Here is a 22,869-nt window from a genome sequence, read left to right as displayed (position 1 = left end):
AATCCCGTGTACCCCGTTTCCTTCGCCCAGCGACGGCTGTGGTTCCTCAACCGGATGGCCGAGACCGGCCCGGCCTACAACTGCCCCCTGACCACCCGCCTGAGCGGCCGGCTCGACTGGGTGGCGCTGGCTGCGGCCCTGGAGGACGTGGCCCTGCGGCACGAGGTGCTGCGGACCGTCTACCCCGAGGTGGACGGCGAGCCCGTACAGAAGGTCCTCGACCGCACCCCCACCCTGCGCAGGGTCGAGATGACCGAGGACGCCCTGCCGGCCGCCCTCGCCGCCGAGGCGGGCCACGTCTTCGACCTGACCGGTGAACTGCCGGTACGGGCCACTCTGTTCGCGCTGGGAGGCGAGGAGTTCGTCCTGTCCCTGGTGATCCACCACATCGCCACGGACGGCTGGTCGTGGGGCCCGCTCCTGGGCGGCCTCGCCACGGCGTACGAGGCGCGTCGCGAGGGGCGTGCGCCCGAGTTCGCGCCGCTGCCGGTGCAGTACGCCGACTACGCCGCATGGCAGCGCGAGACGCTGGGCGAGGAGGACGACCCGCAGAGCGTGATCGCCGAGCAGCTCGGCTACTGGCGCCAGGAGCTGGCCGCGCTTCCGGCGGAGCTGGCGCTGCCGTACGACCGGCCGCGTCCGGCGGTGGCGAGCTTCGCGGGCGGTTCGGTGCCGGTGGAGCTGGACGCCGCCCTGCACGCGCGCCTGGCCGAGGTGGCCCAGGAGCACGGCTGCACCCTGTTCATGGCCCTCCAGGCCGGTCTCGCGGTGCTGCTGTCGCGGCTGGGGGCGGGGGAGGACATCCCGCTGGGCACGGTGGTGGCCGGGCGGGGTGAGGAGGCGCTGGACGATCTGGTCGGGTTCTTCGTCAACACCCTGGTGCTGCGCACCGATGTGTCGGGCGACCCCAGCTTCGCCGAGCTCCTGGAGCGGGTGCGGGAGGCGGATCTGGAGGCGTACGAGCGCCAGGACGTGCCCTTCGAGCGGGTCGTGGAGGCGCTCAACCCCGAGCGCTCCCTCGCCCGCCACCCCCTCTTCCAGGTCATGATGACCCTGGAGAGCGGCGCGGGCCCGGCGTTCGCGCTGCCCGGGGTGGCCTGCGCCGAGCAGCCGGTCGGCTGGGACGTCGCCAAGTTCGACCTGACCGTGGACTTCCACGAAAGGCGGGCCGCGGACGGCACGCCGGCCGGAATCACCGGAGCGCTGGAGTACGCCACCGACCTCTTCGACCGGGAGAGCGCCACCTCGATCGCCGCCGCGCTGAGCCGCGTACTGGAACAGCTGGCCGCCGACCCGGCGCGGCCGGCCGCGCTCGCCGACCCCCTCAGCGCCGAGCAGCGCCACCTGGTCCTGAGCGGGTGGAACGACACCGCGGCCCCGGTCCCCGAGCAGATGTTGCCCCAGCTGTTCGAGGCACAGGCGCAGCGCACGCCGGACGCGACCGCCCTTGTCTTCGGGGACACCGCGCTCAGCTTCGCCGAACTCAACAGCCGGGCCAACTCCCTCGCCCACCGCCTGGTCGCGCACGGCGTGGGACCCGAGGACCTGGTCGCTCTGGCGCTGCCCCGCTCGGCGGAGTCGGTCATCGCGCTGCTGGCGGTGCTCAAGGCCGGAGCCGCGTTCGTGCCCGTCGACACCGACTACCCGGCCGAGCGCATCGCCAAGCTGCTCGCCACCTCGACCACGGTCGTCACCGACCGCGCCACCGCACCCCACCTGCCGGCCACGGCCGCAGGCCACGTCCTCGTCGACGCCCCCGGCCACTTCCCCTCCGGCGACCTGGGCCGCGCGATCCACCCGCACCACGCCGCCTACGTCATCCACACCTCCGGATCCACCGGTGAGCCCAAGGGCGTGGTGATCGACCACGCCGGACTGCGCAACCTCTACGCCTTCCACCGCGCCGGGGTCATCGCCCGCGCCGAGGAGCGGGGCGACGGCAGCCCGCTGCGCATGGCGCTGACCGCGGCCCTCTCCTTCGACACCTCCTGGGAGGGACTGCTGTGGATGGTGGCGGGCCATGAGCTGCACCTCGTCGACGACGACACCCGCCGCGACGCCGCCGCCCTGGTCCGGCACATCGCCGCGACCGGTATCGACGCGCTCGACGTGACACCCACCTACGCCGAACAGCTCGTCGAGGAAGGCCTGCTGGACGGGCCCGGCCACCGCCCGGGCGTGCTGCTGCTGGGCGGCGAGGCGGCGGGCCGGGCCCTGTGGAGCAGGGTCCGCGCCGCCGAGGGCCTGCTCTGCCACAACCTCTACGGCCCCACCGAGTGCAGCGTCGACACCCTGTGGTGGGACGCCGCCGACAGCCAGGAGCCGCTGGTGGGCCTCCCCCTCGCCAACACCCGCGCCTATGTCCTGGACGAGCGGCTGCGCCCGGTCGGCCCGGGCGTCGCGGGCGAGCTCTACCTGGCGGGTTCGGGCCTGGCCCGCGGCTATCTGGGCCGCCCCGCCCTGACCGCAGGCCGCTTCGTGGCCTGCCCGTTCGAGCCGGGCGCACGGATGTACCGCACCGGCGACCTGGTCCGCTGGACGGCCGGCGGCGCGCTCGACTACCTCGGCCGCGCCGACGACCAGGTCAAGATCCGCGGCTTCCGCATCGAGCCCGGCGAGGTGGAGGCCGCGCTGCGCCGCTGCCCGCAGGTCGCCCAGGCCGCGGTGATCGCCCGCGACGGCGGCGTGGGCGGCAAGCGCCTGGTGGCGTACGTCATCGCGGCCGCGGGCCACAGCGTGCAGGCGGCCACCTTGCGCAAGCAGCTCGCCGAGCACCTGCCCGACCACATGATCCCCTCGGCGTTCGTGGCCGTGGAGAGCTTCCCCATGAACCGCAACGGCAAGCTGGACCGCCCCGCGCTGCCCGCGCCCGACTTCAGCGCCGAGAGCGCCTCCCGGGCCCCGCGCGGCCTGCGCGAGGAGATCCTGGCGGCCCTGTTCGCCCAGGTGCTCGGCGTGCCCTCGATCGGCGCCGAGGACAGCTTCTTCGACCTCGGCGGACACTCCCTGCTCGCCACCCGGCTGCTCTCGCGGGTCCGTTCGGCGCTCGGCGCCGAGCTCGGCATCCGCGACCTCTTCCAGCACCCCACCGTCGCCGGGCTCGCCATTCGCCTCGGCAGCGCGGACGGCCCTGACCGGGCGCGTCCGGCGCTCGCCCCGGCACTGGAGCGCCCCGCCGCCCCGCCGCTGTCTCCCGCCCAGCGCCGCCTGTGGTTCCTCAGCCGGGCCGGCCAGGGCGCCGCCTACCACTGCCCGTTCGCCCTGCGGCTGCGCGGCCCGCTGGACACCGACGCCCTGGCCGCGGCGCTCACGGATGTGACCGGCCGCCACGAGGCGCTGCGCACGGTGTTCCCCGAAACACACGGCGAGCCCTACCAGCGGGTGCTGCCCGCCGCCGACGCCACGGTCCGCCCCGACCTCGTCGCGTGCGGGCCCGAGGAGCCCGGCGCCGCACTCGAAGCCCTGCTGGCCGAGCCGTTCGACCTGGCGGCCCGCCCGCCGGTGCGCGCGGCGCTCTACCGCACGGCCGACGACGAGCACGTCCTCGCGCTCGTCGTGCACCACATCGCTCTGGACGGCTGGTCCTGGGGCCCGCTCTTCAACGATCTGGCCCAGGCGTACGAGGCGCGCCGCGACGGGCGTGCGCCCGAGTTCGCTCCGCTGCCGGTGCAGTACGTCGACTACACGCTCTGGCAGCGCGAACTGCTGGGCCAGGAGGACGACCCGGCCGCGCCGATGGCCCGTCAACTCGCCTTCTGGCGCGGCGCGCTGGCGGATGCCCCGGCAGAGCTGGCGCTGCCCTACGACCGGCCGCGCCCGGCCACGCCGGGCTTCACCGGCGCGGCCGTGCCCATCGAAGTGGACGCCGCCCTCCACGCGAACCTGCTCCAACTGGCCCGCGAGCACGGCTGCACCGTGTTCATGGTGGTCCAGGCCGCTCTCGCGGTGCTCCTGTCCCGCCTCGGCGCCGGCAGTGACATCCCGATCGGCACCCCGGTGGCCGGGCGCGGTGAGGAGGCCCTGGACGACCTGGTCGGGTTCTTCGTCAACACGCTGGTGCTGCGCACCGACGTATCGGGCGACCCCACCTTCGCCGACCTCCTCGGCCGCGTCCGCGAGGCGGATCTGCAGGCGTACGAGCACCAGGACGTGCCCTTCGAGCGGGTCGTGGAGGTACTCAACCCCGAGCGCTCCCTCGCCCGCCACCCCCTCTTCCAGGTCATGCTCCAAGTGCAGGACGACAGCGACGGAGCCCTGGAGCTGGCCGGCCTGGACGTGCGCCCCGAGCCGTTCCGCTTCGACGTGGCCCAGTTCGACCTGACCGTGGACATCCAACAGCGCTCCACCGCCGACGGCGCCCCGGCGGGCATCGCCGGACACGTGGAGTACGCGGCCGAACTCTTCGACCGGGCCACCGCGGAGACGGTGGCCACCGGGCTGGCCCGGGTGCTCGGGCAGCTGGCGGCCGAGCCGCACCGGCCCGTCGCGGACGCCGACCCGCTGACGGAGGCGGACCGCCACCGGTTGCTGACGGGGTGGAACGACACCGCGCTGCCCGTGCCGGCCGCCACCGTGCCCGAGCTGTTCGCGGCGCAGGCCGCCCGCACCCCGCAGGCCACCGCGCTCGTCCACGACGGAACCCGGCTCACCTTCGCCGAGCTCGACGCCCGCGCCAACCGCCTCGCCCAGCTCCTGATCGCCGCCGGCGCCGGGCCCGAGCGGGTGGTCGCACTGGCGCTGCCCCGCTCGGCCGACTCCGTCGCCGCCCTGCTGGCCGTCCTCAAGGCGGGCGCCGCCTTCGTCCACCTCGACACCGACTACCCCGACGAGCGGATCGCCCACATGCTGGCCGACTCCGCCCCGGCACTCCTGGTCAGCGACAGCGCGACCGCCGCCCGTCTGCCTCTGGACGGCACTGCCCGGTTGCCCCGGATCCTCCTGGACGACGAGCCGGCCACCGCAGCCCACTCCACTGCCGGACCGGACCGGGCGCCGCGCCCCGGCGACGCCGCGTACCTCGTCTACACCTCCGGCTCCACCGGCCGCCCCAAGGGCGTCGTCGTCGACCACGCGGCCCTGCGCAACCTCCACGCCTTCCACCGCGCCCACACCATGACCACGGCCGAACAGGCCACCGGGGGCCGGCAGTTGCGCGTGGCGCTCGCCGCCTCGCTCTCCTTCGACGCGTCCCTGGACGGCCTGATGTGGCTGGTGGCCGGGCACGAGCTCCACCTGATCGGCGACAGCGTCCGCCGCGACGCGGCCGCCTTCGTCCGCCACATCGCGGCGACCGCCCTCGACGTCGTCGACGTCACCCCCACCCACGCCGCGCAACTGGTCGAGGAGGGACTGCTCGACACCCCGCCGAGCGTGCTCCTCATCGGCGGCGAGGCTGCGGACGAGCAGCTGTGGACCCGGCTGCGCCACACCGACAACCTGGTCGCCTTCAACCTGTACGGACCGACCGAGTGCACCGTCGACGCCCTGTGGTGGCAGATCTCCCGCAGCGCACGCCCCCTGGTCGGCGAGCCCGTCTCCAACACCCGCGCCTATGTGCTGGACGAGGCCCTGCGCCCGGTGGCCCCGGGTGTACGCGGCGAGCTCTACCTTGCCGGGGCCGGGCTCGCCCGCGGCTACCTGGGCCGGCCGGGGCTGACCGCCGAGCGGTTCGTGGCCTGCCCGTTCGAGCCGGGCGCACGGATGTACCGCACCGGCGACCTGGTCCGCTGGACGGCCGACGGCGTCCTGGACTACCTCGGACGCACCGACGACCAGGTCAAGATCCGTGGATTCCGCATCGAACTCGGTGAGATCGAGGCCGCCCTCGCGAGCGCCCCGGGCGTCGCCCAGGCGGCGGTCGCCGTACGGCGCGACGGGCCGGGCGGCGACCGGCTGGTCGCCTACACCGTCCCGGCGCAGGGCGTCGCCGCGGCCGTGGAAGCGGACGAACTGCGGGCCCACCTGGGCGCCGTACTCCCGGATCACATGGTGCCCTCGGCGTTCGTCGTGCTGGAGGCGTTCCCACGTACGCCCAATGACAAGCTCGACCGGGCCGCGCTGCCCGCCCCCCAGGGCCCCCGTACGGCAGGTGCGGCTCCGCGCACCCCCAGGGAGCAGGCCATGGCGGACCTGTTCGCCGAGGTCCTGGACCTGCCGCGGGGCAGCGTCGGCGCGTACGACGGCTTCTTCGCGCTCGGCGGGCACTCCCTGCTGGCCGCCCGGCTGATGTCCCGCGTCCGCGAGACGCTGGGCGAGGAGCTGGGTGTCCAGGACCTGTTCGCCGCCCCGACCGTCGCGGGCCTCGCCGCCCGCGCGGCCACCGGCCGCACCGACGACGAGCCGACGGCGCCGCTGATCACCCTCCAGCCCGGCACCGGCGCACAGCCGCCGCTGTTCTGCGTCCACCCGGGTGCGGGGATCGGCTGGGTCTACCGGGAACTCCTGGACCACCTCGGGCCCGACCGTCCCGTGCACGCCCTCCAGGCCCGCGCGCTCAGCGAGGCGGGGGCGCGCCCGGCGAGCGTGGCGGAGATGGCCGAGGACTACGCGGCCCTCATCCGCACCGTCCAGCCGTCCGGCCCCTACCACCTCCTCGGCTGGTCCTTCGGCGCCCTGGTCGCGCACGCGGTCGCGGTACGACTGCGCGAGGCGGGACAGGAAGTGGCGGCCCCGGTGCTCCTCGACGGCTACCCCGGCGCGGAGGAGGCGGCGGCGATGGCGGACCCGCTGCGCGAACTGCTGGAATCGCTCGGCTACCCGGCTGGCCCGGTGCCCGCCACCGGCCCGCTGTCCCTGCCGGACTTCCTGCGGACGGCCCGTACACAGGACGGCCCGCTGGCAGCGCTCGACGAGAAGACGGTCGCGGCGCTGGGCGAGACGTTCGCCCACCACGACACGCTCGCGGCCGGGCACCGCCCCGCCGTGTTCGACGGGGACCTCACCCTGGTGTCGGCCGCGCACGAGCCCGGCACACCGGATCCGCGGACCTGGCGGCCCTATCTGACGGGCCGGATCACCCACCATCAGGCGCCCTGCACCCACGGCGAGATGATGACGCCCAAACCGGCCTCCGAGATCGGTGCGCTGCTGCGCCAGGCGCTGCCCGGCGAGTCGCTGCCCGCCGATGGGCTGCTCGGTGAAGCGCTGGTGCGCCGATGAGCGCGGCGACGTCGGCCCGGCCGCAGAAGACGCCGGGCCCCCTGGGCCACCGGGACTTCCGCCTGCTGTGGGCGGGGGAGTCGGTGAGCCAGCTCGGCAGCGCGGCGACCCGGGTCCTGCTGCCGCTGATCGCGGTGAACGCGCTCGGCGCCGGGGCGTTCACCATGGGCCTGCTCAACGCCGCCGCATGGCTGCCCTGGCTGCTCATCGGTCTGCCGGTGGGCGCCTGGACGGACCGGATGCGACGGCGGCCCGTGATGATCGTGTGCAACACGGTCTCGGCGGCCCTGATGTTCTCCCTGACCGTCGCGGCCTGGCTGGACGCCCTGACGACCACCCAACTCCTGGTGGTGTCCCTCCTGCTGGGCACGGCCGATGTGTTCTTCCGGGCCGCCTACAGCGCGTATCTGCCGGCCCTGCTGCCCGCCGGGCAACTCGCGGACGGCAACGCCCGGTTGCAGACCAGCGAGTCCGCCGCCGAGGTCGTCGCCCCGGGCGCGGGCGGCGCGCTGGCCCAGGCCGGAAGCGCGGCCGTCGGCTTCCTCACCGACGGGCTGAGCTTCCTGATCTCGGCGGTCCTGCTGGCCCGGATCCGCACCCCGGAGAGCCCGCCGGGCGGTGAGGAACGCGCGCCGGGAAAGAAGACGCTGCTCCGTGAGATCCGCGACGGCGTCGCCTTCCTCACCGGTGACCCGTTCCTGCGCACGATCCTGGTGTGCGACGCGGCGATGAACCTCTTCCTCGCCGGTGCCCAGTCCCTGGTGATCCTCTTCCTCAGCCGCACGGTCGGCGCCGACGGCACCGTCATCGGCGTACTGATCGCCCTGGCCGGGCTCGGCGGCGTACTGGGCGCGGTCCTCTCACCGCGTCTGGCCCGCCGGGTCGGCACCGCCCGCGCGGTGTTGCTGTGCGCCTTCGGTGCCGGTCCTTTCGGCCTGCTGATCCCCCTGACCAGCGACGGCGTGGGTCTGCTGGCGTTCTTGGTGGGCGAGTTCTGCATGATGGCCGGGATCGTTGCCGGGAACATCGTCATCGTCAGCTTCCGCCAGGCGTACTGCCCGCCCGAGATGCTCGGCCGGGTCAGCTCCGGCATCCGCTTCGTGATGTACGGCACGGTCCCGGTCGGCAGCCTGCTGGGCGGCGCCCTGGGCACGGCCGCAGGCGACCGCGCCGCCCTGTGGATCCTGTACGCGGGCAACGCCCTGTGCGCGCTGCTTCTGCTGAAGGGCCCCCTGCGCACCCTGCGGGACCTGCCGGTACCGGAGACAGAGACGGAGGTTCCGAGGTAGCCGACGCGGTGCCGGGGGCGCCGCGGGGCGGGAGATCCGACAATCAGCGCTCAGTAGTGGGGGATGACGAAGTTGTATCCCGCGGCTTCGACGCCCTCTACGAGGTGGGCGCCTTCGCGGCTGCGCTCAAGGGACGCGGCATCGGCTGACACCGCGGCACGCCCGGGACATCACGTTCACGCACCCGGCAGTGGCTCGTTGGTACGACTGTCCACTCCAGCAGGCCGCGGCCTCGATCCACACCTGCCCGGCGTGGCGGCCCGTCATGACGAGGCGGGAGAAGGTGCCGCCCCGACTGTTGGACTTTCGCAGGTGGAGGGTTGGACGTTTACCCGGAGGGCGAGGTGGGGTCTTCTGGTGGACACCCGGGGTCGATAGCGTTCCTCCCTGTACATACCTCGCACGGCTCAGGAGGGTCAGTTGACCACGGACAACGCAGGCGGCATGTCACGGCGACGACTGTTCGCACTGGGCGGCGGCGCCCTCGGTGCGGCCACGGCCGGCTCCCTGCTGCCGCCCTCGCTGCAGACCGCGATGTCCGCGGGACCCCCGGCCGGCGGGCTGAGCGCGGTCAAGCACGTCGTGATCCTCATGCAGGAGAACCGTTCCTTCGACCACTACTTCGGCGCCCTGCGCGGAGTCCGCGGTTTCGGTGACCGCAATGCCCTTCAACTCCCGGGCGGAAAGCCCGTGTTCGAGCAGCCGGGGCCACTGGGCAGCACCGTCCTGCCCTTCTCCGTACGCGGCGCCGCCGCCACCCAGCACAAGGACCTCCAGTACATAGGCGCCCTCGACCACTCCTGGTCCGGCGGTGCCAAGGCCTGGAACGGCGGTTGGATGGACAACTGGGTGTCCGCCAAGACCTCGGCGACCATGGCGTACTACGACCGCCAGGACATCCCGCTGCACTACGAGCTCGCCGACACCTTCACCGTGTGTGATGCCTACCACTCCTCCATCCACAGCTCCACCAGCCCCAACCGCAACCACCTGTGGAGCGGGAAGACCGGATACGAGCCGAACGGCCAGCGGGCCGTCGGCAACGACGCCTACGACGAAGGCACCCACCCCGGGTATGACTGGGGCACCTACGCCGAGCGGCTGGAGAAGGCCGGGCGCAGTTGGAAGACGTACACCGAGTGGGAGAACTTCACCGACAACCAGATCGAGTTCTTCACCACGTTCAAGGCGATCGCGCGCAAGGCGCTGGCCAGGACGGGTGGGCACACGTACATGGAGTCCTTCTACTCCGTCGTGCGCGAGGCCCCGAACGAGGCTGAGCGCCAACGGCTCCTCGGGCTGCTCGACCAGGGCGTGGCCACGCTCACCCCGGCCGAACGCAGCCTGTTCGAGCGGGGCCTGAGGCGGGTGCCGACCGGTACGCTCGCCGACGCGTTCGGCAAGGACGTCGCCGCCGGCACCCTGCCGGAGGTCTCCTATCTGGTGCCCTCCGCGCTGGACTCCGAGCACCCCAGCGTCTCCTCGCCCGTACACAGCGCCACGATCGTCTACAAGGTGCTCGACGCGCTCGGCAAGCACCCCGACGTGTGGCGGCACACCGTGGTCCTCATCAACTACGACGAGAACGACGGCTTCTTCGACCACGTACCGCCGCCGGTGGCCCCGCCCGAGGTGACCGACGAGCAGTGGCAGGGCAAGCCGACCGGCCTCGGCGCGCGGGTGCCGATGCTCGTGGTCTCGCCCTGGAGCGTCGGCGGCTACGTCTGCTCCGAGGTCTTCGACCACACCTCCGTCATCCGCCTCCTGGAGCGCTGGACCGGGGTGCGCGAGCCCAACATCAGCGCCTGGCGGCGCACCGTCACGGGCGACTTGACCTCGGCCTTCGACTTCAAGCGCGGCAGGCAGCAGCCCTCCGTGCACCGGCCGGGATCCATTCCGCCGCTGAGCGGCCGCTGGCGCCCCGAGCCGCCCGCACACCAGCAGATGCCCGTGCAGGAGGAGGGCACCCGGCCTGCCCGCCCGCTGCCCTACCAGCCGGACGCGTACGCGAAGGTCGCGGGCGGCGCCCTCCAGGTGCAGCTGAGCAACACCGGGCGGGCCAGCGTCCACTTCGCGCTCTACCCGTACGCCAAGGAGTTCGCCGCGCCGCAGCACAAGGACGTGCGAGGCAAGGGGCAGTGGACCGTGCCGGTGAACGGCGCCTACCGGTTCACGGTCACCGGGCCGAACGGCTTCCGGCGCGAGTTCGAGGGCGCCGGCGACGCGGACGTCGCCGAGGTGACCTCCTCCCTGGACCACCATGAAAGGGACGTCCACCTCACCCTGCGCAACCGCGGACAGCGGCCCGTCACCTTCGTCGTACGGCCGCTCGGCTACGCCGACGAGGCCGACCTGCGTGACTGGACGCGTTCCGTGAAGGTCAAGCCGGGCCGCAGCCGCACGGTGGTCCACTCGGCCGCCGACGCGCACGGCTGGTACGACCTCGAAGTGACCGTGGACGGCGGGAGCCCGTTCCGCAGGCGCCTGATGGGCCATATCGAGAACGGCCGCCCGAGCGTCTCCGGCTGACCGGCCCGCCCGGCGGTGAGCCGGGTGGGGCGCCCTGGTTCAGCGCGCTTTCGGCGATCCGGCATCCGTGAACTGGATGCGGTCCCGGAGAAAAGCGTTGGCCTGGACCAGGGCAGGGCCGTAGCTTGCTGCCGGTGACCAGTGACGCTCGTGAACCGTCGGACAGCTCTCCGGCCCCGGGACTCTTCTCCCGTACGTATCTGGCAGTCACGGCGAGTTTCGCCGCGGTGATGTTCTTGACCGGGTTCGCGGCACTGGCGGTCATGCCGCTGCTGCCGGTGGCCGCGCGAGACCTCGACGGGGTCGGTCTCTATCCGCTGGTGGCCGGGGCGTTCGTGGCGGCGAGCCTGCTCGGCGGTGTGCTCGGCGGGGCCTGGGCGGACCGCGCCGGGGCCCGGCAGCCGCTGACCGCCGGAGTGGTCCTGACCGTCGCCACGCTCCTCGTCTCCGCCACCAGCACCACCATCTGGCAACTGGCGCTGGGACGCTTCACCGACGGGATCGCGGCGGGCATGGTGGCGGTCTCCATCAACGCGGCCATCGGACAGTCCTACCCGGACCGGCTGCGCGCCCGCGCTCTGTCCCTCATGAGCGCGTGCTGGATCGTACCGTCCCTGGCCGGCCCGCCGCTCGCCGGGCTGGTGGCCGCGTCGTGGTCATGGCGCGTGGTGTTCTTCGGCGTCGCCGCGTTCACCCTGATCCCTGCCGCGGCCGCGGTACTGCTCCTTCGCGGACAACCGGCACAGCAAGGAGCGAAAGAGGCAGGAACGCGAGAACCGGGGGAGGTCGACACCTCCGTGCGGCGGCCCGCCCTGCCCGCCACCGTGGCGGTCAGTGTCGCAGCGGCTCTCACCCAATACGGTGTGTCCGCCTGGAACGTCTGGCACGCGGTGTGTGCGTCGGCCGGACTGGTGTTGCTCGTGGTGTGTGCCCCGAAGCTTCTGCCACGGCACACCTGGCGAGCAGGATCCGGGCTGCCCGCCACCGTACTCCTGCGGGCGCTGACCTCCGGCGCGTTCTTCACGCTGGAAGCCTTCGTTCCCCTCATGCTCAGCACGGCACGACATGTGCCGGGTGTGGTGACGGGGTTGGCGTTTACGGGGGCGGCCCTTGCCTGGGCCGGAGCCTCCTGGGTGCAGGGCCGCCTGCAGAACCGGGTGCCCCGGCACCGGTTGGTCGCCGTCGGAGCCTCCATCATGGCGATAGCTGTGGCGGTGGCGGCACTGTGCACCCTTCCGGCGGTGCCCCCGGCCGCAGCGGCGTCCTCGATGGCGATCGCCGCCGTGGGCATGGGGCTCGCGACCCCGTCACTGACCCTGCTCTCCCTCGCGCACAGTCCGGCTGACCGGCAGGGCTACGCGAGCGGCGCGATGCAGACTGCACAGAGCCTGGGCCAGACCCTGGTCCTGGCCGTGACGTCGGCTCTGTTCACCGCACTCTCGGCGGCATGGGCGAGTCGGCTCCCGGCGTTCGCCGGAGCGTACGCGCTGCTGATCCTTCCGATCGCGGGTGCCGCTTTTCTGGCAGGCCGTACGCGCGTAGCGGATGCGGCGCCGAACGACGCCTTGACACTGTCCGTGGCTTCGGGCGAGGGGCAGCCACACAAACCGCTGCCACCAACGCCGCACCGCGCCGCGCTCCTCGTCATCGACATGCAGGGCGACCTGAGGCCCCTCATGCACCGCCCCGACACGATCGTCGCGACCATCGCGCAGCTCAGCGCCCGGGCGCGGGCGGCGAACATTCCCGTCATCACGGTTCAACAGCGAGGATGCGGCGATGTCCTGCCGCCGCTGGCGCCGCACAGCGGAGATCCGGTCGTGACGAAGACCTGCGCGGACGCCTTCTTGGGCACCGGTCTCGACGAGATCCTGAGCAGGCTCGGCGTGACCGAGGTCCTGGTCACCGGCTTCGCCACCGAGAACTGCGTGGAGACGACCGCCCGTCAGGCCCTCAGCCACGGCTACGACCTGGTGCTCGTGGCGGATGGCCACACCACCTCGGTCCGCTCCCAGCCGACGGACTTCGCCCCGCCGGACCAGGCGATCGCCCATCACAACGAGATCTACCGGCACATCGACTTTCCCGAACGCGGTGTCCGGGTCCTGCCCTCCGCAGAGGTGGACTTCACGGCCTCGCCGCGGAAGAGGCCGCTGAGCCATACGTCTGTGCCGGACGCCTGATACGGCCGCGCGCGGGAGTCGCCGGGCCATGCGTTGATGCCGGTGGCGAAGGCTGCCTTGCCGTCGCCGGGGCCCTTCTGGCGGATGGGGCATCCCCGTTCGGCGGCGGATGCTCGTTTCGCGGTCAGGGTGTGCCGATGAGCACGACATGATCACGATGCCCTGTACGCACCTGGTCCAGGGTATTCCTGCCTGCCCACGCCCTGGAGGTGGCCTCCTCGTCATCGTTGTCGCCGTCATCGCCCTGCTCGCCGGCCTCGCGGCCAACCGCTGCCTGCGGCCGAGACTACTCAACGAGGACGACGACACCGGTATGGCCGCGAAGACCTCGTCGCACCCCTGCTCACCCTGACGGCTTCGCTGCTCGCCGTGAATCTTTTCCCGTCTGTCCTCGTTCACGAGTCCCGGCAGGTGCTGAGCTCCTCCGCATCCGCATCCGCATCGATGCACCGCTGGCAGGCTTCCGGCCGAGTACGTGGAGGCGGGCGTATCGGTCATGGAACTGTTCTTCGGTTGTCGCCTTCGCGTGCGAGGCCGTTGCCCGCCGAGAGACGCCTCGGCCCGTGAACCGCGCAGCCTCGCCGTGCGGTTCACGCCCCCTTCGGATGGCGATGACATCCGTCGCGTCGGCCATACACCCTTCTGGCCAGGCCAGATGGAAAGACATGGAGGGATTGTCCGAAAACACCTGGTTGTGGCCCGCAGTCACTGGAACATCGCGTTCCGCATATGCATGAATACGGAACATTCTGATCCGATCGCTCACCTTGTGGGTCCCGGCGAAAGGGCACAGGCATGCCTTCGGTCATGCGTAAGACGACGACCACTCCACGGGCACGACGACTGGCCGCCGCGGCCGTCGCGTTGGGCAGTTGCCTGGCGCTCGCCGCCCCGGCGGGAACCGCCGACGCGGCGCCCGCCGACCCGGTACCGACTGTCTTCTTCGGTGACTCGTACACCGCCAACTTCGGCATCGCTCCCTTCCATGAGGACGGCGAGAGGGCCTTCTGCTTCCAGGCCACGGAGAACTATCCCGCCGTCGCCACCCGGCGTCTGGCGGACAAGGGCGTCACGCTCAACGTGCAGTCGGACGTCTCCTGCGGAGGCGCACTCATCCATCACTTCTGGAACGAGCAGGAGCTGCTGCAACCCGGTAGCGGCCTGAAGGTCCCGGCACAGCAGGGCGCGCTCAAGGGTGACACTCGGCTGGTCGTGGGCGGCATGGGTGGCAACACGCTGGGCTTCAACAGCATCCTCAAGCAGTGCTCCGCCAAGCTCCGGGATCAGGCCCTGCTGCCCGGAGCGCCAGTGGACGCCGACTCACCGGCTGGCGAGTGCCGGGACTTCTTCACGTCGGGCGACGGAAAGGAATGGCTGGACTACAAGTTCGAGCAGGTCGAATACGACCTGGACGAGATGCTTCAGCGCACGAGCTACTTCTCCCCGGACGCCGAAAGGGTCCTGGTCGGCTACCCCCGACTCGTGCCCCAGGACACGAGCAAGTGCCTGAGTGCGGCTCCCAGTCAGACGGAACTGCCGTTCGCCGATATTCCTCAAAACGCGCTGCCCATCCTGGACCAGGTCCAGAAGCGGCTGGACGACGCCATGAAGAAGGTCGCTGCCGAAAACGGCGCCGACTTCGTGGACCTCTACAACCACACCGGAAGCAACACAGCGTGCGACGGTGCCAACCGGGGCATCGGCGGTCTGCTGGAGAACTCGATGCTCGAACTCGGCAATCAGCCGATCCCGTGGTACGCGCACCCCAACGAGAAGGGCCGTGACATCCAGGCCGAGCGCGTGGCCGCCAAGATCGAGGAAGTCCTCAACCGCTGACCAGGCCACACAGCACCGAACCCGGATGACCCATGCCCTGACGTGCGTCACCCGCTACTGAACGAGGCCCCAGGTCCGCGGCGACCTGGGGCTTCACCCGCGGCGCTACGGGACGCCCGGGGGAGCGCCGCGACATGAAGCCGTAGCGACTGCGGCACGGCGCGCCCCCTCAAGATCAGACGGGCGGCATCAGATCGCTCTCGCTGACCGTGTACGTCAGCAGGGGGTAGACGAAGTCCGTTTCCTTGTTCTCACGGCGCCGTAGTTGGTAGAACTCGCGCCTCTGCTCGTCGTCGGCCGACGTGAGGCGCGCACCCTGCGCGAGGTGTGCCTGCCCGTCGTGAAACCGAACGAAGGTCTTGGATGTTCGGAATGTGACACCCAACCATTGGTTATCCGCCGCCTGGACGGACGTGTCCAAGACGATTTTGTGCCTGAGTCGCCGATTCAAGTCGACAGAGAACACGACAACACTGTTGTGGGTGAGGGGGATCTCGAATTTCTCGCCATCGGACCCCTTTGACTCGAAGATCAGCTTCCTCGGCGGGATCGCTTCGGGGTGTTGGTAACAGGAGAAGACGGCGATAAATGACTCGTCGGCCAGATCGAGGGCTTGGTCGGAATGGCTGCCCATGGTGGTGTAAGCGTTGGTGTAGCTCTCGATGAGAGCGTTGTTGAAGCCGACTGGGAGCGCCGCACGTTCTTGAACCCGTCGCGCCAGCCGTTCGTGCACGGCCTGGAAATGCTGCGTCGGGTTGCTGTATTGGGTAGTGGTACGTACGAGAGGCACCCCACTCGCCTCGTCTATATTGGTAAGTACGGCGCCTCGTCGGCCTTTTCCTACGTCTTCCCAGTGAACTGACGCGGACAGGTCCGCGAAGAGGTCTCCCTCTGGTGGCAACTCGCACGAGAGGATCTCATCCAAGAACCTAGACTCGGGGCGCAAGGTAGTCTCCTGTGTTCATGCTGAAGAGGAACTTGTCGCCGTAGTCTATGAAGGACGAGGTTCTGTTCTCCTCGGCGTACAGCCCGCGCAGTTCGTCCATGCCGGCCGGTGTCGGCGGCTCCAGCTTCGCCAAGTCCCCGGCTATCTTGAGAAACGTTTGGCCGTCCTTGTGAACGGCTTCGGCGCTCGAACAGCGCACCACGTATCCCAGGCGGGTCGGGAGCAAGTCGGCGTCCAATGGTGAGGGCCGGACTTCGTGTGTATACAGACGGTTGGTGGACAGCGGCATGAAGAACACGGAGCCGGGATAAAGGGGCACGGTGAACTGCGGCGGGAGCGCGACCCCGTCGTGCTTTTCGGTCGAATCCTTGAGGCGAAAATGGAGTTTGGTCAGCGCGCTGACGCCCTTCACCCCATAGTCGAAGGCGTCTTCGGCGAGGGGCTGCAGCTTGTCGAGCCGGTCATAGAAGGTGCAGAAGGCCATGATGCCGTTGACGGGCATGTCCTTGGTCTTGTCGGCGTGGGCCGAGATCTTGGCCTTGGACTGCTTGCGCTCGGCTGTGGCAAGGGTGTTGTGGTAGATCTGGGCGAGGACGTGGTTCAGCGGTGCGTGGTTCCGGAAGAGGGTGGCGGCCTCGCGCTTCAGAGCCTCGACGATGCGCGTGTCGGTCTGGCGAAAGTTCTCGGTCGGCCCTGAGAGGTTCGTGGAGCACCGGAGCAGACGGAAGTGCAGTTTGTCGCCGTTGCGTGTGACGGGCGTCAGATAGATTCCGCTGCGATGGGCTGTGCCAGGTTTGGTGGACTCTGTCAGGGACTGGAAGGCGTGCTCCGCGCTGATCTGTCCGAAGTGATCGGCGTCGAGTGGGAAGAAGCGGCGATAGTACACGCCGACGCCCTGTACGCGGATGGGAACCCGGCCGAGGTCGATGAGCGTCCACGGGCTGTCGGTGTCCTCGGGGTAGCCGTGTGACAGCTCGCGGATGACGAATACCCGGGCGGCTGCCTGCAGTTGGCGGCTACTCAGCCCTGATATACCGCCACACAGGTAGACGGTCTTCTGTGCGAGGTCGGGCGAACCGGAAGCAAGGTCCTCTGGCGTGATGACGGACCCGAAGAAGTCCCTGATCAAGTCATTGTCTTGCAACATCGTAGGCGCAACCAAGGTGTTGCTCGCATCTTCGATGCGGGCTTCAGACAGCTCTGTTGTGGACATCAAGCGGTACCTGTCATTCGCAGATCTGGGTGGGTCCCTCAAAGCCGTGGACACGGCAACGGCCCGCACCCTTTCATTCGCGTTGAGCAGCGTAAACGAAAGAGACGGACCGATGAACCTTGATGTTCTCATGGGGCTCGACAGCGGGCAACGGGGTTCTGCTGTACGGGCGGTGGGTGCGGCTGCTCGGTGAGGTGGTGAGGCCGTCTCCGGTTCACCCACGCCGCCCCCCGCCCCACCCCCTCGTGGCCAAGGGGGTGGGGGCGGCGTGCGTCAGCGCACTCGGTTTAGCCGCAGTTGAGATTGCTGACGGGGCCGATCTTGGTGCCGTTGGCCGGACCGCTGCTCCAACGCAGGATCACTCGGTGGTCGTGGACACCGGCGCAGCTTGCGCCCAGGCCGCGGCTGGCACTGCCGATCCACTGCTCCTCGGCGTCGTTGGCCCAGCCCCACCAGCGTGAGCTCTGCAACTGGGCGGTGAAGGTCCAGTTGTTCGCGCAGCCGCTGCTGGATGCACCGGCGCTGACGTGGCCGGGCCGGTCGCTTACCGGCGCCGAGACGCCGGTGTTGCACCCTTGGATGGTGGACATCGCGATGGCGGGGGCCTTGGCCTTGGGCGCGTCGGCCTGCGCGGCGAGGGAGGTGCCAAGACCGAGGGCCACGAGTGCGCCTGCGGCGGCCATGGCGGTGTAGCGGCGAGGGATGCTGAACATGGTTACTCCCCGTGTGTGACCGGTTGTTCGGGTCCGTGCATTTCGGCTGTCACCGGCGGGTGCGGTGGCGTTCTGGCTACGGCTAGGAGTGATCAATGACGTTCCCGTTGGCGCAGTTGTTGTCAACGTCTCCGACGAAGCCCGGGGTGCCGCCGAGGGCCGGAACGATGGCGGTTTCCTGCATGCAGACGACACCGGCAGAGAAGTTCCAGTTGTCGGCCGCGTGGACGGGGCCCGAGGAATTCGGGTCGTTGGGGCCGTCGGCGTGGGCGGGGGCGGCGAGAGCGGCGCCGGCAAGGACCAGCGCGGCGACAGAAGTGATCTTCTTCATGCCCTGGGCAACGACCGTCGTGAACTGGGGATACGGGTGGATCTTTGCGATGCCAAAACGGCAGCCGGCTGCGGGGGCAAGGTGGTGGTGACGCGTCGGCGGGGCGGCTGCGCTGCTGGTCCGTGAGCGTCAGGCACCCCGCGACAGCGCCCCGCCCACCCTGCCCGCGGGGGAGCTCGACGGCGCCGCAACGCTTGCGGCCCATACACCTAGGCCAGCGGCGGCCGGTACGCTCCTGGCCGCTCCGACGGCACGGGGTCTCCGGAACCCACCCCCAGGTCCTTGCGCATCACCGCCTGCATCTGCGTGATCTCATCCCACATCCCCAGCAGGAGCGCACGCAGTTCCTCACAGGTGTGATCTTCGGGTGGCGAACCTTCGTCGAGCCGCCCGAGCCGTTTGTACGCATCGGCCAGAGCGATCCGTACGCGGTTGGCGGCGTCCAGTACACCGTCCGGTACGAGCATCTGGGCCTGCGCGAAGTCGTTCTGGAACGACAGGCGGGCCTCATTCGTCTCCGGGGACGGACCGGGGCGGTCGGGGAACCGGTTCAGGTCCTCCATCAGCCGTATCCGCCACAGGCGGGCGCTGGTGTTGAGGGCGATGTAGGTCGCCCGTCGGCGCTCCAGGTCTGCCGCTACGGATTCGTGGCGTCGCGCGTCCCCGTCGGCCAGCCGGCGCAACTCGAACTCCTGTGACCGTGATCGTGCGCTCACCCACGCCGTGGCCAACGGCGCGAGCAACGTGCCCAACACCCCCATGCCCGCCACCAACACCGCAACGGTTCCCGCCTCCATGACCCTCTCCCCTCGTCGCTCATCCACCACGCCGTTCCCCGACAGACTGCGGCCCATCCCTCGACGACCGGCACGGAGTCGCCGACCCACCAGGTTCGAGCGGGATGGAGCGGCCGTGCGCGCCACCCTGGGAGCCATCCGGTGGGCGTCCGGCAAGCAGTGCGTGGGTCATCGTCGCGCTGGGCGGCCTTGCGCGAGGCGGGAGCCGCGCACGCCCTGGCGCCGTCCGGGCTGAACGGTACGGGCGGGGGCTGTTCCGCCGGGTGCCAGCAGCGCTTCAGTTGGCGAGTCGGTCCGTGGAGACCAGCCAGCGCCAGCGTCGTCGTTCCGTGACGAGGGTGGCGGCGGCCAGCAAGGTCACGGGGGCCGCTGCCCAGGCGGGCCAGGCCAGCCACGAGGAGACCACGGCCGCGGTGAGTTGGAGGAGCACCAGCAGGATCGTGGCCCAGCCGGGCACCGCGATGATCACGTTGGCCTTGTCCCCCGGGGTGGAGAACAACGTCGGAAGGCCGATCAGGGTCAGCACGGACAGGACGGCAAGCAGCCATGAGTGACTGGCCAGGGCCCAGAGGGTGGCCACCCACGCGACGAGTTCCGTCGCGAAGCGCAGGGCGGACGCAGCGCGGTCGTCCGGCCGTCTCAGGGGCTTTGCTTCACCAGCAGCGTCGGTCACCTGCGGACGATCTCACGGTGCGCGGCTGACTGCCAGGGGTCTACAACCATGCTTTCCGGCTGACGGGCGGCTGGTCGGCAGCTGAGGAGGTGATGTCCGATACCTTCCTGGAGGCTCGGCGCACCCGGGAGAGAACAGAGGCGCACGGCGGGTCGCTGCGGCCGTGGTTGTGTGGCATCGCATCGCCACGAACAAGGCGCGCAATGCCCATCGCTGGGGTAGGCGCCCGATGACACGCGTACGCGGGGCGACCCCTGCGACAGCGGCGCCGCAGCACCAGCCGTGTCACCGGCATCCTCAAGGTCGCCGTCCTTGCAGGCCCGTCGTGCCCTCGTTGACATGTGCTCCCGTTAGGTCGAGCAAGCGCGCATTCTCCAGGTGTGCGTCGTCCAGCCTGGCGTCGGTGAATTTCGCTCCGAACGCCTGCGCACCGCGAAGGTCAGCGAGGAGCAGGTCCGCACCAGTCAGGTTCGCGAAACCGAGATCCGCGCCGGAGAGGTTGACAACGCGCAGGTTCGCGCCGCGCAGGTCCGCCCCGCCCAGATCGGCGTCGTGCAGGTCCATGCCGCGCAGGTCGAAGCCGCTCAGGTTGGTGCGTGTCAGGTCGGTACGTTGACCGGGTGCGTCGTGCTTGGGGTTGCGGCGCGCGAGCACGCTCAGGGCTGCCTTCATGTCGGTGCCCGGCTGCCGGACGGCGGCGCGGGCGGCCGGTGCGTCGGCCACGGAATCCGCGGCCGTTCCGGCCTTGTTGCGGACGAACGCCGAGAGTACTTCCACGACGCTCGCCTGGTCCGGTGGGGAGTCACGCATCACCCGGCCCAGGGCGTATACCCCGCCCAGGCGGACATCGATGCCGGCGGAGCCCAGGTGTTCGACGGCCTTGCTGAACCGCTCGGTCACCTGGCCCTGCCGGGTGACCTCGATCTGGCTGCTCGTGGAAGCCGCTGACAGTGCGTTGAAGACCAGCGCGCCCACGGCCGCGACGACCGCTGTCCCCACGCCGGCCCACGCCAGCCAGTCCCGGCGCCGCGCCGACGCTGCCGTTCCACGCGGACGTCGCTGCCCGGAGCGGGCTCTGGCCAAGAGGCGATGCAGGACCGCCCGGCTGGGTCTCCACATGCTTCGATGCTAGGTGGCGACGACAACCAGGTCGGCGAGGCACGCGGGAGTTCCGAACTGAACCACAGGAAGCATCGCCCCTGGGCGATCGGGTTGGGCCATCGTCGGCCTCTTCCTCCGAGCGGTGGCGGTCCTGCGTCGGATGACAGGAGACGCGCGTGCTCCCATCCCGTGCCGGTCGCCGCGAGCTTGTTGTGCCGTGACGGTGACCGTCGGGGTGGTGGTCAGGTGGTGAGCGCGGTCGCGCGATCAGACGATTACCCGGCCAGCACCAGTTTTCGCAGGAGTTCGGTGTCGGGGAGGTCCGCGACCGTCGCGTCCAGGGCCAGGTCCAGCTGGTCCTCGAAGCCGTCCGTCGGGTAGCGCAGGGCGGCCGGGTCGGACCAGGAGAGCTGCCAGCGGGCGGCGCCGCGTGCCGTCAGTTCTACGGTGATCAGCTGGTTCAGGGCGCGCCGCAGGACCGGGCGGGCGTAGTCGCGGACGGCGTCGCCGGTCGCGGCAGCCGCCTGCTCGGGCTTAGGGAGGCGGTCGGCGATCCGCCAGCGCACCGCCGGGTCGGCGTCGATCGCGTCGAGCAGGGCGGCGAGCTCCGGTCCTGCGCCCTCGGCGGTGAGGGCCTCGCGGATCTCCTCCGCGCCCTGGCCCACGTACACCGTCATCGACTCGTGGACGAGGTCCTCCCAGTCCACGCGCTTGAGGGCGAGGGTCTCCGGGGTGAGGACGGCCTGCTCCAGCGCGGCCAGCGCGGCGTCCGCGTCGGCCAGGAGTTGTACGGCAGGGCGGGCGGTCTCTCCGGCGCGGCTGTCGTCGGGCTGGGCCTCGATGCGGGCGACGCGTTCGGCGAGCGCGGGGTGGGAGTCGTAGGGGGAGGTGGGCTCGGTCGGGAGCTCTTGGCGCAGCTTCTCCAGGTCCGTGGCGCGGGCGTCGAGCAGCTTGCGCAGTCCGCCGAAGACCTGACCGGGGCGGGGCAGCAGGCCGGCGCTGATGCCGAGGGTGGCGTACGAACTCATGTAGAAGTCGTGTGCCGAGCCGAGGGCGTTCAGCTCGCGCAGGGCGGAGGCGGTGGAGTCGCGCCCGGCGACCCGGACCGCGGCGAGGTCGGCCGCGAGCTCCTGGCGGCGGGCGGCGGAGAGGGAGGTGCGCAGGTAGAAGTTGCCGTACGCCGTGTAGACGTTGGCCATGCCTCGGTACGTCGCACCCAGGCCCGGGGTGTCGATCATCGTGGCCCGTCTGCCCTTGGCCCTGCGCTTGGCGGCGTGCTTCTCCTGCCTCGCGCGTTCCTTGGCGAGCTTCGTGTGGGAGCGCTCGTGGAAGTGGGCGATGGTGCGGATCAGTTGGGCGCGGCCGCGGGCGATCAGGGGGGTGAGACGGGTGTCGAAGTTGGCGTAGTGGCCCATCTCGTGGGCGAGCACGGCACGCAGCTGCATCTCGTCCATGCCCATCATCAGCGGCAGGCCGAGGTAGAGGCGACGGGTACCGGGCCGCAGGCCCAGCAGCGAGGACTCCTCGCTGACGGCCGCGTTCACCTTCTCGATCAGCACGATCTCGTCGGGCGCGCGGGTGCCGACCTGCCGGGCGACGTCGCGCACAGCCTCCCACAGGGCGGGCTCCTGGGCCTGGGTGACGCTGACGGTGACGCCGGCCGACGGATCGCTCTTGGGGGTGCGCAGCATGAACAGGCCGCGCACGATCGGGATCGCGAGGACGACCGAGCCGATGATGACGTCGTAGACGATGGGGCCGTGCAACCAGGTGGAGACGGCGTAGTCGGCGCCTGCGAGGGCGGCCAGCAGGAAGACGCCGAGCAGGTAGAAGCCGGCGAGCAGGACGAGAGCGCGCAAGGCGCGCAGTGAAGCGCCCATTTGGACAGATCCCCCCACGGGATGACAGCGGTGCTGAAGTGTGTGGCGGGAGCCGCCTGCCGCATCATGGGGCCCGGCGGTCACTTACGGCAACTCAATGGCCAGGCCGACAGGTCGCAGGTCGGCAGCAGGTACTTGCCACCTGGTCCTCGGGCACACCACCTGGGGGCAGGTGTGAGCGGCGGCGAGGTGTCCGGAGGCGGGGGCGTTTTGGCCGGTA

Annotated in this window: 15 protein-coding genes and 1 pseudogene; 8 read left to right on the top strand and 8 right to left on the bottom strand. The window is 70.7% G+C overall.

All coding sequences use genetic code 11. The features are described 5' to 3' along the window. Positions 1-6: 6 nt before the first annotated feature. The 7 genes and pseudogenes from BX283_RS03250 (at position 7) to BX283_RS03225 (ending at position 14,995) form a co-directional block, all read left to right on the top strand. Entirely contained in the window at positions 7-7,158 is a 7,152-nt protein-coding gene (locus tag BX283_RS03250) for a non-ribosomal peptide synthetase (protein ID WP_101386146.1), read from the top strand. Continuing rightward, positions 7,155-8,447, top strand: coding sequence for an MFS transporter (locus tag BX283_RS03245; RefSeq protein ID WP_101386145.1), 1,293 nt, complete (start codon positions 7,155-7,157; stop codon positions 8,445-8,447). Before BX283_RS03250 ends, BX283_RS03245 begins: the two co-directional genes overlap by 4 nt. A gap of 420 nt (positions 8,448-8,867) precedes the next feature. Beyond that, a complete protein-coding gene (locus BX283_RS03240; RefSeq protein WP_101386144.1) occupies positions 8,868-10,976 on the top strand; it encodes a phosphocholine-specific phospholipase C in 2,109 nt (702 codons plus the stop codon). Between the two features lie 230 nt (positions 10,977-11,206). Further along, a pseudogene (locus BX283_RS41355) lies at positions 11,207-12,514 on the top strand (MFS transporter); the annotation flags it as partial. Between the two features lie 39 nt (positions 12,515-12,553). Beyond that, entirely contained in the window at positions 12,554-13,159 is a 606-nt protein-coding gene (locus BX283_RS41350; RefSeq protein WP_257584229.1) for an isochorismatase family protein, read from the top strand. Positions 13,160-13,307: 148 nt separating this feature from the next. Next, complete coding sequence (locus BX283_RS03230) at positions 13,308-13,511, top strand: hypothetical protein (protein WP_257581846.1); 204 nt, start codon at positions 13,308-13,310, stop codon at positions 13,509-13,511. Between the two features lie 455 nt (positions 13,512-13,966). Further along, the gene (locus BX283_RS03225; RefSeq protein ID WP_101392102.1) at positions 13,967-14,995 is read left to right on the top strand and encodes an SGNH/GDSL hydrolase family protein; all 1,029 of its coding nucleotides are present in this window, start codon (positions 13,967-13,969) and stop codon (positions 14,993-14,995) included. A gap of 175 nt (positions 14,996-15,170) precedes the next feature. On the opposite strand, the gene BX283_RS03220 is transcribed toward BX283_RS03225, so the two are convergent. The 6 genes from BX283_RS03220 to BX283_RS03195 form a co-directional block, all read right to left on the bottom strand. Further along, positions 15,171-15,941, bottom strand: a complete 771-nt coding sequence (locus BX283_RS03220) for an alpha-ketoglutarate-dependent dioxygenase AlkB (protein WP_101386142.1) — start codon at positions 15,939-15,941, stop codon at positions 15,171-15,173. Next, complete coding sequence (locus BX283_RS03215) at positions 15,925-17,154, bottom strand: hypothetical protein (RefSeq protein ID WP_101392101.1); 1,230 nt, start codon at positions 17,152-17,154, stop codon at positions 15,925-15,927. The genes BX283_RS03220 and BX283_RS03215 overlap by 17 nt, the downstream gene beginning before the upstream one ends. Before the next feature lie 287 nt (positions 17,155-17,441). Beyond that, positions 17,442-17,867, bottom strand: coding sequence for a hypothetical protein (locus tag BX283_RS03210; protein WP_101386141.1), 426 nt, complete (start codon positions 17,865-17,867; stop codon positions 17,442-17,444). A gap of 82 nt (positions 17,868-17,949) precedes the next feature. Further along, positions 17,950-18,198: a hypothetical protein gene (locus BX283_RS03205; protein ID WP_101386140.1), complete on the bottom strand. Its 249-nt coding sequence runs from the start codon at positions 18,196-18,198 to the stop codon at positions 17,950-17,952. A 209-nt stretch (positions 18,199-18,407) separates the two neighbouring features. Next, positions 18,408-18,995, bottom strand: a complete 588-nt coding sequence (locus BX283_RS03200) for a hypothetical protein (RefSeq protein ID WP_143676363.1) — start codon at positions 18,993-18,995, stop codon at positions 18,408-18,410. A 277-nt stretch (positions 18,996-19,272) separates the two neighbouring features. Next, the gene (locus BX283_RS03195) at positions 19,273-19,668 is read right to left on the bottom strand and encodes a hypothetical protein (RefSeq protein ID WP_373979105.1); all 396 of its coding nucleotides are present in this window, start codon (positions 19,666-19,668) and stop codon (positions 19,273-19,275) included. Between the two features lie 29 nt (positions 19,669-19,697). Between BX283_RS03195 and BX283_RS03190 the strand changes: the two genes are divergently transcribed. Continuing rightward, on the top strand, positions 19,698-19,901 hold the full coding sequence (locus BX283_RS03190) for a sigma factor (protein ID WP_373979529.1): 204 nt from the start codon (positions 19,698-19,700) through the stop codon (positions 19,899-19,901). A gap of 64 nt (positions 19,902-19,965) precedes the next feature. Here the strand turns inward: BX283_RS03190 and BX283_RS03185 are convergent, their stop codons facing one another. Together BX283_RS03185 and BX283_RS03180 are read right to left on the bottom strand one after the other, a co-directional pair. Beyond that, the gene (locus BX283_RS03185; protein WP_180357028.1) at positions 19,966-20,643 is read right to left on the bottom strand and encodes a pentapeptide repeat-containing protein; all 678 of its coding nucleotides are present in this window, start codon (positions 20,641-20,643) and stop codon (positions 19,966-19,968) included. Between the two features lie 401 nt (positions 20,644-21,044). Beyond that, positions 21,045-22,628: a M48 family metallopeptidase gene (locus BX283_RS03180; RefSeq protein WP_373979104.1), complete on the bottom strand. Its 1,584-nt coding sequence runs from the start codon at positions 22,626-22,628 to the stop codon at positions 21,045-21,047. Positions 22,629-22,869 lie beyond the last annotated feature (241 nt).

The organism is Streptomyces sp. TLI_146 (assembly GCF_002846415.1).
Taxonomy (GTDB): domain Bacteria; phylum Actinomycetota; class Actinomycetes; order Streptomycetales; family Streptomycetaceae; genus Streptomyces.
Note: the sequence above shows the minus strand (reverse complement) of the source record. Positions and strands in the feature narration are given on the sequence as shown.

What these genes read in the sequence shown, in the direction of transcription:
- BX283_RS03245 (WP_101386145.1), top strand. Translation starts at nt 7,155, where the DNA reads ATGAGCGCGGCGACGTCGGCCCGGCCGCAGAAGACGCCGGGCCCCCTG.
- BX283_RS03230 (WP_257581846.1), top strand. Translation starts at nt 13,308, where the DNA reads ATGATCACGATGCCCTGTACGCACCTGGTCCAGGGTATTCCTGCCTGC.
- BX283_RS03225 (WP_101392102.1), top strand. Translation starts at nt 13,967, where the DNA reads ATGCGTAAGACGACGACCACTCCACGGGCACGACGACTGGCCGCCGCG.
- BX283_RS03215 (WP_101392101.1), bottom strand. Translation starts at nt 17,154, where the DNA reads ATGTCCACAACAGAGCTGTCTGAAGCCCGCATCGAAGATGCGAGCAAC.
- BX283_RS03210 (WP_101386141.1), bottom strand. Translation starts at nt 17,867, where the DNA reads ATGTTCAGCATCCCTCGCCGCTACACCGCCATGGCCGCCGCAGGCGCA.
- BX283_RS03205 (WP_101386140.1), bottom strand. Translation starts at nt 18,198, where the DNA reads ATGAAGAAGATCACTTCTGTCGCCGCGCTGGTCCTTGCCGGCGCCGCT.
- BX283_RS03200 (WP_143676363.1), bottom strand. Translation starts at nt 18,995, where the DNA reads ATGGAGGCGGGAACCGTTGCGGTGTTGGTGGCGGGCATGGGGGTGTTG.